This is a genomic window from Actinopolyspora mzabensis (assembly GCF_900101095.1).
Taxonomy (GTDB): domain Bacteria; phylum Actinomycetota; class Actinomycetes; order Mycobacteriales; family Pseudonocardiaceae; genus Actinopolyspora; species Actinopolyspora mzabensis.
Genome location: NZ_FNFM01000004.1, coordinates 180,092 through 191,940, shown reverse-complemented (window position 1 = coordinate 191,940; position 11,849 = coordinate 180,092). Strand labels below are relative to the sequence as shown.

10 protein-coding genes are annotated in these 11,849 nt (G+C 68.6%); 4 read left to right on the top strand and 6 right to left on the bottom strand.

Annotated features, from left to right (window positions below; genetic code table 11):
• Positions 1 to 11: 11 nt before the first annotated feature.
• Positions 12 to 719, bottom strand: coding sequence for a FadR/GntR family transcriptional regulator (locus tag BLR41_RS08060; protein WP_092627568.1), 708 nt, complete (start codon positions 717 to 719; stop codon positions 12 to 14).
• A 339-nt stretch (positions 720 to 1,058) separates the two neighbouring features.
• Here BLR41_RS08060 and BLR41_RS08050 point away from each other — a divergent pair, with 339 nt between their 5' ends.
• The 4 genes from BLR41_RS08050 to BLR41_RS08035 all read left to right on the top strand — a co-directional run bounded on the left by BLR41_RS08050 (position 1,059) and on the right by BLR41_RS08035 (position 6,792).
• A complete protein-coding gene (locus BLR41_RS08050) occupies positions 1,059 to 3,353 on the top strand; it encodes a HelD family protein (protein ID WP_092627567.1) in 2,295 nt (764 codons plus the stop codon).
• A 409-nt stretch (positions 3,354 to 3,762) separates the two neighbouring features.
• Positions 3,763 to 4,719 carry an ABC transporter substrate-binding protein gene (locus tag BLR41_RS08045; RefSeq protein ID WP_092627375.1) on the top strand — a complete coding sequence of 319 codons (957 nt, stop codon included), beginning with the start codon at positions 3,763 to 3,765 and terminating at the stop codon, positions 4,717 to 4,719.
• A 10-nt stretch (positions 4,720 to 4,729) separates the two neighbouring features.
• On the top strand, positions 4,730 to 5,821 hold the full coding sequence (locus BLR41_RS08040) for a FecCD family ABC transporter permease (protein WP_092627374.1): 1,092 nt from the start codon (positions 4,730 to 4,732) through the stop codon (positions 5,819 to 5,821).
• 173 nt (positions 5,822 to 5,994) lie between these two features.
• Complete coding sequence (locus BLR41_RS08035; RefSeq protein WP_092627373.1) at positions 5,995 to 6,792, top strand: ABC transporter ATP-binding protein; 798 nt, start codon at positions 5,995 to 5,997, stop codon at positions 6,790 to 6,792.
• Between the two features lie 95 nt (positions 6,793 to 6,887).
• Here the strand turns inward: BLR41_RS08035 and lgt are convergent, their stop codons facing one another.
• From lgt to BLR41_RS08010, 5 genes are all read right to left on the bottom strand, one after another.
• Positions 6,888 to 7,949, bottom strand: coding sequence for a prolipoprotein diacylglyceryl transferase (gene lgt / locus BLR41_RS08030; protein ID WP_245693995.1), 1,062 nt, complete (start codon positions 7,947 to 7,949; stop codon positions 6,888 to 6,890).
• A gap of 58 nt (positions 7,950 to 8,007) precedes the next feature.
• A complete protein-coding gene (trpA, locus tag BLR41_RS08025; protein WP_092627372.1) occupies positions 8,008 to 8,817 on the bottom strand; it encodes a tryptophan synthase subunit alpha in 810 nt (269 codons plus the stop codon).
• Positions 8,814 to 10,097, bottom strand: a complete 1,284-nt coding sequence (gene trpB, locus BLR41_RS08020; protein WP_092627371.1) for a tryptophan synthase subunit beta — start codon at positions 10,095 to 10,097, stop codon at positions 8,814 to 8,816. Before trpB ends, trpA begins: the two co-directional genes overlap by 4 nt.
• Before the next feature lie 8 nt (positions 10,098 to 10,105).
• Positions 10,106 to 10,918 (bottom strand): indole-3-glycerol phosphate synthase TrpC, encoded by an 813-nt coding sequence (gene trpC, locus BLR41_RS08015; RefSeq protein WP_092627370.1) that lies wholly within the window; start codon positions 10,916 to 10,918, stop codon positions 10,106 to 10,108.
• 303 nt (positions 10,919 to 11,221) lie between these two features.
• Positions 11,222 to 11,842 carry a Trp biosynthesis-associated membrane protein gene (locus tag BLR41_RS08010; RefSeq protein ID WP_245693994.1) on the bottom strand — a complete coding sequence of 207 codons (621 nt, stop codon included), beginning with the start codon at positions 11,840 to 11,842 and terminating at the stop codon, positions 11,222 to 11,224.
• Positions 11,843 to 11,849: the final 7 nt, after the last annotated feature.

The following is an 11,849-nucleotide window of genomic DNA, read 5'->3' as shown; positions in this document are numbered from 1 at the left end:
TCGAGCAGTGCTCACTCACTTCCCTCGGTGGATTCCAGGAACCTGAGCGTGCCGTGCAGCGCCTCGGCAACCAGCTCACGCATCGCCGTTTCCGCCCGGCCGTACCGCCCCTCCTCGATGCACCGTGCGATCTCGCCGTGCAGCCCGACGGCCAGCGGTTCGGGATGCGCGGGCATCAGCCCCTGCTCGGTGCGCCACCGCAGCACTTCCCGCACCACTTCGTTCAGCTGCGCGAACATCTCGTTGCCGGAAGCCCGCAGCACCAGTGAGTGGAAGGCCACGTCTGCCTCCAGGAAACCTTCCAGGTCCCCAGCCTCGGCCAGTTCGTTCATCCGCTCAGCTATGCGGAGCAGCTCGGTCACGTCCTCGGCGTGAGCGCGTTGGGCGGCCGCACCGGCAGCCACCGGCTCCACAGCCGTACGCAGTTCGACGAGCGTCTTGACCTGGTTGGCGCGGTCGGTTTCCAACAACCAGCGAATCAGCTTGGGGTCGAAGGTGTTCCACTCCTCGCGGGGCCGAACCACGATGCCCACACGCTGGCGCCCCACCACGAGACGGATCGAAGCCAACGTACGCACCACTTCGCGCACCACGGTGCGCGAGATACCGAAACGCTGTTCGAGATCCTCGCCACGCAACACGCTGCCCGGAGGATGAACGCCCGCACTGATCTCCCTCCCCAGTATCTCGACGATCTCCCCGTGCAGTCCTCCGCTCATGCCGGCTCCGTTCACAGCCACACGTGCCCCGAACACCACTTTCGGCGACCCCCGTCCGGGGGCGCCGGAAAACGACAGCACCGGGCACGGATGTGGCACCTCCACATTCCAGGCGCCGAGAATATCCGTCCGCCTGCTCCGGCACGGGGACGGAGGTGACCGCAACGGCGCGACGGTGGGCACGCTCCACGATCAACTGCACCCGATGGTCGCGTCGTTTCCGGGGTACACTCGTTCGTCGGGCCTGTTGGCGGGCCGCGGTGTCGCGAAGCACACCGCAGCGCCCGGGAAGCCCACGCCCGTCCTGTTCCAACGCGCATGACCGCACGAGGTGGAGTCGTGTCCGAAACCCGAGCCGATCGGGAACTTGACCACGCCGACAGCGTCGCCGCCGAGCAGCGGTACGTCTCGATGCTCTACGACAAGCTCGACGAACTGCGGCGGTACAACAGCAAACGTCTCGCCGAGACGCTGCGGGAGACCGGCGGCACTCCGCAGGCCCGCACCGAGCGGGACATTTCCACCAAGATGCACATCGACAAGCTCTCGCAACTCAGCGCGGTGGAGAACGGGCTGTGCTTCGGCAGGCTCGACCTGGACAGCGAAGAACGGTTCCACATCGGCAGGCTCGGCCTGTTCGACGAGGAGAACGAGTACGCGCCGTTGCTGATCGACTGGCGCGCCCCCGCCGCACGGCCGTTCTACCTGGCCACGGCGGCATCCCGCGACGGGGTGATAAGGCGTAGGCACATCCGCACCACGAGGCGCACGGTCACGGATCTGGAGGACGAGGTCCTCGACCTGGACTCCGCCGAACAGGGCAGCCACCTGGGACTGGCGGGCGAGGCGACATTGCTGGCGGCGCTGGACGAACGCCGTACCGGCCAGATGGGCGACATCGTCGCGACCATCCAGGCCGAGCAGGACAACATCATCCGCAGCGGCATGAACGGCGTTCTGGTGGTGCAGGGCGGCCCCGGCACCGGCAAGACAGCGGTGGCACTGCACCGAGCCGCGTATCTGCTCTACACCTACCGGCAGCAACTGACCAAGCGCGGGGTGCTGGTGGTGGGCCCCAACAAGACCTTCCTGCGCTACATCGGCCAAGTGCTGCCCTCCCTCGGCGAGACCGGTGTGCTGCTGTCCACTGTCGGAGAGCTGTATCCGGGTGTGGTGGCCACAGCGACGGACACTGCCACCGCCGCCGAGCTCAAGGGGCGTACGGAGATGGTCTCGGTACTCAACAACGCCGTGCGGGACCGCCAACAGGTACCGCGCAAGTACATCGAGGTGACTTTCGACCGCGAGCCGCTCCACATCGACAAGAGCACCTGTAGCCAGGCACGTACCAAAGCCCGGCGAGCACGCAAACCGCACAACGAGGCCAGGAAGATCTTCCGGCGCGAGATGTTCTCGGCACTGGCGCTGCAGGTGGCCGACCGGCTGGGGCGGGATCTGCTCGACCAGCGCGACATCGACGACATCGCGGCGGAGCTGCGGGCGGACAGTCAGGTGTGCGAGGTACTCGAACAGCTGTGGCCGGAGATCGAACCCACCACCCTGCTGGACGAGCTGCTGAGCTCACCGGAACGCATGAAGAAGGCCGCGCGCAGGTACTTCGACGAGTCACAGCGCCAGGCGATGCTGCGGGAACCGGGCTCGGAGTGGACGCCCGCCGACGCTCCGCTGCTCGACGAGCTGGCCGAGCTGCTGGGTGAGGACGACTCGGAGCAGCAGCAGGCACAGCTGCGACAGGAGCGGGAGGAACTCGCCTACGCCGAGGGCGTGCTGCACATCATGGAGCAGGACGAGGAGATCATGGATCCCGAACGACTACGGGTCTCCGACGTACTCGACGCCGACCTGCTCGCGGACCGCAATCGCACCAACAGCGAGCTCACAGCTGCCGAGCGAGCGGCCGGAGACCGCACCTGGACCTTCGGGCACGTGATCGTCGACGAGGCGCAGGAACTGTCGGCGATGGCGTGGCGAGTGATCATGCGACGTTGCCCGAGCCGCTCGATGACCGTGGTGGGTGACATCGCTCAGACCGGATCGGCGGCGGGCGCCTCGTCCTGGCACGACGTGCTCGGGCCGTACGTGGCGCGCCGGTGGCGCCTGGAGGAGCTCACCATCAACTACCGGACGCCGAGCGAGATCATGTCGATGGCGACCCCCCTGCTCGCCGAGATGGACGTGGACCTGTCCGTGCCGACCTCGGTGCGCAGCACGGGCATCGAGCCGTCCCTGGAGCGGGCCTCGAAGGATGAAGGCGCCGCACGAACCGCGCGACTGGCCGCCGAGGAACTCGAAGCCGTCGAGGGCGGTCACGTGGCGGTACTCTGCCCACCCGACCGTCGGGAGGAATTCGGGGACGAGATCTCCGCACTGATACCTCGGGCCGCGGTGGGTCCCCGGCCCGAGGGTCTGGAAGCACCGGTGATGGTCCTCAGCGTCGATCAGGCCAAGGGACTGGAGTTCGACAGCGTGATCGTGGCCGACCCCGCGGGCATCCTCGAGCAGTCCCCTCGGGGGGTCAACGACATCTACGTGGCGCTCACCCGAACCACGACCAGGCTCAGTGTCGTGCATCACGGCGACCTGCCGACCCCGTTGGAAGCTCCCGAAAACTGAACCACAGTTCGTGATTTCCGAGTTCGGGGGACCGATGGGCCCGATCCAAGGTCGATCGGAGCACTCGAAGGGTGGCGGACCGCTACGGCACTTCGTCGGTTCGCACAACGGAGTCAGGTGATTCCCGGGGCGGCACGCAACGGACGATACTGCCTCCGCCGGAGGCGGGATGGTATCTTTCCTGTTCAGGAAGCCACGCCCGAACACGAGGGCGCGGCTTTCGTGATGTCGTACGAGCGGGAGCCGCTGTGGGTGCGCTTCGGCCGCGGCGACCGTGCGTCTCCGAAAGGGGCCTCGGGCCCGCAGGGAACATCTCGACACGACATCGACGACAGCCGTTCCCGGTGCAGGACCGCGGCGTCGCCCACCCGGCGGGCGCCGCGGAGCACCGACCGAAACCGAGGACATCATGAGTCGGACAACCGGATTCCGCCGCGGGGCGCCCCTACTGCTCGCACTGGTGGCGCTCCTGGCGGGGATCACCTCGTGTGCGCAGCGCCCGGCCTCCGAAGAACCGGTCCAGCAGGGCAACGATCCGGCTTCGGCGTTTCCGGTACGCGTGAAGCTTTCGGGGCAGGAACCGGTGACGCTGCCCGAGCAGCCGAAGCGCATCGTCTCGTTGAGCCCCACCGCCACCGAGATGCTCTACGCGGTCGGGGCGGGCAACCGGGTGGTGGCCGTGGACAAGTACTCCACCTACCCGGAGCGGGCGCCGCGCAAGGAGATCTCCGCCCTGAACGTCGGAGCAGGCACCGTCTCGGAGTACCGGCCCGATCTCGTGATCGCCCAGGCGGGCAGTGCCGGTGAACTGGCCGAGGGGCTGCGTGAGCTCGACATTCCGGTACTGTTGACTCCCTCGGCGAAGGATCTCTCGGCAGCCTACCGCCAGATGAAGGCGCTCGGACGCGCCACCGGCCACAGCGAGGAGGCCGCCGACACGGTCCGACGGGTTCGTTCCGAAATCGGCAAGCTGGTGCGAGAGGCTCCCGAACTCGAACAGCCGCTGACCTACTACCACGAGGTCGGCCCCGATTACTTCACCGCGACCTCGAAGAGTTTCGTGGGCAGCGTCTACGAGAAGTTCGGGCTGGACAACATCGCCGACTCAGCCGGGGGCAAGTTCCCCCAGCTGTCCGAGGAGAAGATCCTGCGGGCGGACCCGGACATGATCTTTCTCGCCGACACCGGGACGGCCGGTGTGACCAAGGGAGCTGTGGCCGAGCGTCCGGGCTGGCAGACGATGACCGCGGTGAAACAGGGGAACGTCTACGAGTTGAACGAGGACGTGGCCAGCAGGTGGGGCCCGCGCGTGGTGGAACTCGCCCGCTCGATCAGTGAAGCGATCGACGATACCAGGCAGGGCTGACACTCCTCCGATGCGCGATTCGCGAACCCTGCCCGCCCACACGCTCGGAGCTTCCGCGAGCTCTTCGCGGCGACATCGACGACCGCGCGGCAGCACGCTGCGGCCGAGTCACCTGCTGATCGGTATCGCGGCGCTCGCCGTGCTGACGCTGGTCTCGGTACTGACCGGAGCCGCGGAACTGGGGTGGCAACGGGTGCTCGCCGAGCTCGGCGCCCAACTCACCGGTGGTGTCTCGCCGTTGTCCGAACGTGAGGCGGCGATACTGTGGCAGTTACGCGTGCCTCGAGTGGTGCTGGCCGTTCTCGTCGGAGCCGCCCTGGCCGTCTCCGGCGCGGCGTTCCAGGGCGTGTTCCGCAATCCGCTGGCCGATCCCTATTTGCTGGGAGCGGCCTCCGGCGCGGGGCTGAGCGTGACCATCGTGGTGACGGCGATACCGCAGGTCACTCTCGGCAGCACCGGACTGGCGCAGGTGGCCGCGTTCCTCGGGGCGCTGGGCGGGGTCGGGCTGACCTGGCTGATCGGACGTTCTGCCGGGCCGGACACGGCCACGCTGGTACTGGCAGGCGTGGCGGTGAGTGCGTTTCTCACCGCCGCACAGACCTTCGTCCAACAGCTGCGCGTGGAATCGCTGCAACGGATCTACATGTGGCTGCTGGGCAGGTTGAGCACCAGCGGATGGTACGAGGTGCTGACGGTACTGCCCGGGCTGTTTCTGGCCACGGTGGTGCTGTGCGCCTGCGGACGGTTACTGGACCTGCTGGGCACGGGTGACGAGGAAGCAGCGGCGCTGGGGATTCGACCGGGCAGGGTACGCGCCCTGATCCTGGTGGCCGCTTCACTGGCCACCGCCTCAGCGGTGTCGGTGGCCGGGCTGATCGGTTTCGTGGGGTTGGTCGTTCCGCATCTGGTGCGGCTGGCTCTCGGTGGCAGTTACCGGGTGATCGTGCCGGTCTCCCTGCTGTTCGGCGGGGCCTTCCTGGTCGGGGCCGACATGCTGGCCCGGACTGTCATGGCTCCCGCCGAGCTGCCGATCGGTGTGATCACCGCGTTCACCGGTGCGCCATTCTTCGCGCTGTTGCTGCACACCAGCCGACGGCGATGACCCCGATCGTGCCCCGACCGAAGTGATCCCGACGGTCGGGAACGCCGCCGCGGGGGCAGCACCCGACTCATCGAGGGGATCGGCGGTGCCCCCGCCAGGATGAAGGCACTCGGCGGCACCGAGCGATGCGCCTCGGAAACGTCAACCGGACATCAACCAGGAAAGCTGTTCGCATGAGTCTCGTGGAACTCGAGGGGCTGAGCGCGGGATACCGCGGCAGTCCCGTGCTGTCGGACATCTCGGCAACGATCGGTGCGGGCGGCTGGCTCGGTGTGATCGGACCGAACGGTTCCGGCAAGTCCACGCTGCTCAAGGCGGTACTCGGACTGGTGCACCACGGCGGAACCGTAACGGTGGACGGTCGGCATGTCAGCGGACTCCGCCAGCGTGAGCGGGCGAAGCTGCTCGGCTACGCCCCGCAGCTGCCGCAACTACCGGTCGGCATAACCGTCACCGACTACGTGCTGCTGGGGCGTACGCCCTACACCGGCCTGCTGGGACGGGAGAGCACCGGGGATCTCGACATCGTCGTGGAGGTGCTGGAACGGCTCGACCTGCTCGATCTCGCGGAGCGAGCGCTGTCCGAGCTTTCCGGGGGCGAGCGGCAACGCGCGGTCCTGGCACGCGCGCTGGCACAGCGCACCGGGGTGCTACTGCTCGACGAACCCACCACCGGACTGGACGTGGGACACGCGCAGGCGCTGTTGGACCTGGTCGACGAGCTGCGCCACGAGCGCGGCACAACCGTGGTGACCACCCTGCACGACCTGACCATGGCCGGGCAGTACGCCGAACGCCTGCTGCTGCTCGACCACGGCAGGGTGAGCGCCGAGGGCACTCCGGGGGAAGTACTGACCACCGACGTACTGGGGCGGCACTACTCGGCGCGGGTTTCCGTCCTGCCGTTACCGGACGGCTCACCGAGCGTCACCCCCGTGCGGGAAGCGGTACGCCGCCCGCTGGAAGGGTGAGACGGAAGCTCCGGGAAGGAACGGGGCGACCCCTGTTCGGCCACGCGCGTCACCGGCGGGCCCGGTTCCGGCGCTGCGGCCGCCCGGAACCGCCGCTAACGTTGCCCGTCGTCGGTTCCGGGATCGCCCTGCCGCCGCGTGTTCCCGGAGGTTTCGGAATCCCCGCCGGAGTCGGGCTGCCGCTCTTCGGGACTCTCCCGGGAGTCGTCCGCCGGTGTCGTCACGTCGGCGGGCGTGTCGGGAGATGTAACTCCGTAGTCCGGGTCCCCGGGTAACGGCTTGCCCAGCAATCGCTCGGGTTCCTCCCTGGAACGCCGGACCAGCAACAGGTAGACGACCGCCCCGAGGAAGACCAGGGCCGAGACATAGACGTTGACCCGGATGCCGAGGTCGAACGGAGTGGAAGCCGGATCGGTACGCATCATCTCGATCCAGAACCGGCCCGCCGTGTAACCGGCCACGTACAGCGCGAACACCCTGCCGTGCCCCAGCCGGAACCTGCGGTCGGCCCAGACGAGCAGCAGTGCGACCAACAGGTTCCATAACAGCTCGTAGAGGAAGGTCGGGTGGACCACTTCGACGGGGACGTCGCTGACCGCCACACCGGTCACCGGATTCGGCTCGCGCTGGTATATCTCCAACCCCCACGGCAGGTCGGTCGGCCCGCCGTAGAGCTCCTGGTTGAAGTAGTTGCCCAGCCTGCCGATCGCCTGCGCGACCACCAACCCCGGGGCGACGGCGTCGGCGAAGGCGGGCAGCGGCACACCACGCCTCCTGCAACCGATCCAGGCACCGACGGCGCCCAGTGCCACGGCCCCCCAAATGCCGAGACCGCCCTGCCAGATCTTGAAGACGTCCCACCACGGATTGGGACTGTCCGGGCCGAAGTAACGCCAGTAATCGGTGATCACGTGGTAGACCCTGCCGCCGACCAGGCCGAACGGCACGGCGAAGACCGCGATGTCGGTGACGGCGCCCTTGCGCCCTCCACGGGCGACCCATCGCCGTTCCGCCCAGAGGATCGCGACGACGATCCCCGCGATGATGCACAGGGCGTAAGCACGGAGGGGAATCGGCCCGACGTACCACACGCCCTGCGGCGGGCTGGGTATGTTGGCCAGATGGGTGGTCGCCGAGGCGGGTAGCGCGACAGTCACGCGACCACCGTAACGGGCGGCGGGACCAGGACCGCCACTGGCTCCTCGATCGGTTCCCTCACGGGGCCGGGGTGGAACTCTTCCCGACACCACGCCCGAGTTCGGCCGCGAACTCCGCGACTCCGGCCGCGCCGTCCTGCCCGGCACGGTCGATGAAGGCGGAGCCGACGATCACGCCGTCGGCGAACTCCGCCACCTCGGCAGCGTGCCCGGCGGTGCGCACCCCCAGCCCCACTCCGACCGGCAGCTCGGTGTGCGCGCGGGTGCGTCGCACGAGCTCCCGGGCGGAACCGGAGACCGAGTCCCGCGCACCGGTGACCCCCATCACGGAGGCGGCGTACAGGAAACCCGATCCGGCTCCGGCGGTCATCGCCACCCTGCGTTCGGTGGAGGACGGCGCGACCAGGAAGATCCGGTCGAGCCGGTGCTGCCGTGCCGCCGCCAGCCACTCGTCGGCCTCGTCGGGCACCAGGTCCGGAGTGATCACACCGAGTCCGCCCGCGGCCGCGAGGTCCCGGGCGAAGGCATCGGGACCGTAGCGGTGTACCGGATTCCAGTAGGTCATCACCACCGGAGCGGCTCCCGTCTCGGCGACCGCCGAGACGATGTCGAACAACTGGCGCACCCGGAACCCGTTGCGCAGGGCTTCGCCGCTGGCGGCCTGGATGGTGGGGCCGTCCATGACCGGATCCGAATAGGGAATGCCGATCTCGACGACATCGCAGCCGGGGGTGTCACCGTCCCCGCGCACCATGGCGCGGAACAACTCGACGCTGTCGGGGACGGTGGGAAACCCCGCGGGCAGATAACCGATCAGGGCCGCGCTTCGCCGTGTGGCGCAGTCGCGGAATACCTCGTGCAGACTCACCGCTGGTCCCCTCCCGTGATCCCGGCCTCGGGCACGAGACCGAAGTACTGCGCGGCGGTGTCCATGTCCTTGTCACCCCGCCCGGAAAGATTGACCACGAGCACGGCCTCCGGGCCGAGTTCCGCACCCAGTCGGAGGGCACCGGCCAACGCGTGCGCCGACTCGATGGCCGGGATGATGCCCTCGGTGCGGGAGAGCAGCCGGAACGCGTGCATCGCCTCGTCGTCGGTGACGGCGCGGTACTCCGCACGCCCGGTGTCGGCCAGCCAGGCGTGCTCGGGCCCCACACCGGGATAGTCCAGCCCCGCGGATATCGAGTACGCCTCGGCGATCTGGCCGTCCTCGTCCTGCAGCAGATAGGACCTGGCACCGTGCAGCGTTCCGGGCGTTCCGCTGGTGAGCGCGGCACCGTGCTCACCGCTGTCGAGGCCGTGCCCACCGGCCTCCATGCCCACCAGCCGCACCTCGGGGTCGTCGATGAAGCCGTGGAAGATCCCGATCGCGTTGGAGCCCCCGCCCACGCAGGCGACCACAGCCTCGGGCAGCCTGCCGGTGTGCCGCAGTACCTGCTCCCTGCTCTCCTCGCCGATGACCCGGTGCAGATTGCGGACCAGCAGGGGGAACGGATGGGCACCGGCCGCGGTGCCGAGCAGGTAGTGCGTGTCGGCCACGTTGGCCACCCAGTCGCGGAGCGCTTCGTTGATCGCGTCCTTGAGGGTGGCCGAACCGGTGTCGACGGGACGTACCTCGGCTCCGAGCAGTCGCATCCGAGCCACGTTGAGGGCCTGCCGCTCGGTGTCGGTCGCCCCCATGTACACGACGCAGTCCAGATCGAGCAGCGCACAGGCCGTGGCGGTGGCGACGCCGTGCTGACCCGCCCCGGTCTCGGCGATCACGCGGCGTTTGCCCATCCGCTTGACCAGCAGGGCCTGCCCCAGCACGTTGTTGATCTTGTGGGATCCGGTGTGGTTGAGGTCCTCCCGCTTGAGGAACACCCGAGCACCGCCCGCGTGGGCCCCGAAACGTTCGACCTCGGTCAACGGGGAGGGCCTGCCCGCGTAGTCACGCAACAGTCGTTCGAGCTCGGCGACGAACTCCGGATCGTTACGAGCCTTCTCGTACTCCTCGGCCAGCTCGTCCTGTGCCGCTATCAGGGCCTCGGGCATGAAGCGGCCCCCGTAGGAACCGAAGTGCCCACCGGGATCCGGGTCGTGCCCGTGCGGGTCGGCCTCCCCCGGAGTCGCGGCTTGCCGCGAGGCATCGGAGTCTCGTGCTGTCATCCGGCTTCCTATCCGCGGCTGGGACGCGGGCAGGCGGGATGCGATCCCGCCGTGACCAACTGTGTCAACGCCGCACGTGGATTGTCACTGCTGACCAGCCCCTCGCCCACCAGCACCGCGTCGGCGCCGGAACCGGCGTAGGCCATCAGATCGCTCGGCCCCCGCACACCGGATTCCGCGATCTTGATTACCCCGGCGGGCAGCCCCGGAGCGATGCGACCGAAGACGTCGCGGTCGACCTCCAGGGTGTGCAGGTCACGCGCGTTGATTCCGATGATCTTGCCACCGGCCGCGAGCGCGCGATCGGCCTCCTCCGCGGTGTGCACCTCGACCAGGGCCATCATGCCGAGTGATTCCACCCGGTCCAGCAACGCTTCGAGAGCGTTCTGCTCCAGGGCCGCCACGATGAGCAACACCATGTCGGCACCGTGCGCACGGGCCTCGTGCACCTGGTAGGGACTGACGATGAAGTCCTTCCGCAGCAGCGGTGCGTTCACCCGGGCACGTACCGCGTCCAGGTCCCGCAGCGAGCCACCGAAACGACGCTGCTCGGTGAGCACACTGATGATGCGGGCACCCGACTCGTAGTATCCGGCGGCGAGATCGGCGGGCTCGGCGATGTCGGCCAGCTCCCCCTTGGAGGGACTGCGCCGCTTCACCTCCGCGATCACCCCGACACCCGGTTCGTGCAGTGCCGCCCAGACGTCCTTGGGTGGTTGTGCGGCCGCCGAAAGCTGCTTGATCTCCTCGAACGGGACCTCCGCCTCGCGGGCGGCCAGATCCTGCCGAACATCGTCGATGATCGTGTCCAAAACACTCACGAGGCCACCTCGCACAGGGCCGGCCGGACACTTACTCGCAGGTGGCAATACGCGCGGATCGTCCTATCGCGCTCGATCACGACACTCCCCTTCCCCGCCGTGCCGGTCGCGGTACCGATGCTAAACCCGTTCAGTGTGAACCCCGCCGCAGGGGGCGGAACAATGTCCCAGCGCATCAAGGACCTTGGTCCCTGGTCGACGCGCACTCGCGTGGCAGGGAGGACCCTGCGCCGGGAAAAACACAGTTCCGTGGCGGACTCGGAGCACACCCTCCCCGAGCCGTGACCGGCCCTCGGCCGGGAATCAACCGTTCTCGTCTCCGTCACCCGCCTCGGTGGGGTCACGCCCTTCGTCCAGATCCTCCCAGAGACGCCGGTCCGGATCACGGGTTTCCCGCGCTTCGGCGGGTGCGGAGTACTTGGACCCCATGGCAGGCATCCGCCGTGCGGCGAACACCACCGCCAAGCCGCACAGCAGGAGCACGAGCGCCGCACAGCCCATCAGCGCGGGGCCGTAGGGCAGCACCCCCCGCACCTCCAGCGGCTCGCTGCCCGGCGCGGCGCCGGGCACCTCGGAGACACCGCGGGGGCCTGCCCACCAGTCGAACAGGCGCCATCCCAGCAGAACCGCCTCGAGGACGACGATGAGGCCGATCAACCGACGCAGCAGACCACCGGTCGCCAGCACGGCGGCGATCGCCGCCAGGGTGGCCAGCGCTAGTGGAGTGAGCTCGGGGCGGATCACCTCACCGGTCACGCGCGCCACGTCCGTCCCGGAGAACGGTGTTCGGTAACGCTGCCGGAGCCACACCAGTGAACTCGCCGCCCACAGTCCGACGGCGACGGCAAGCATGCCGATGACGCACGAGACCAGCAACCGGCGGCCCGCCGCGCTCCGCCCGGTCGACTCCTGTCGGTTGGTCAAGCCGGTT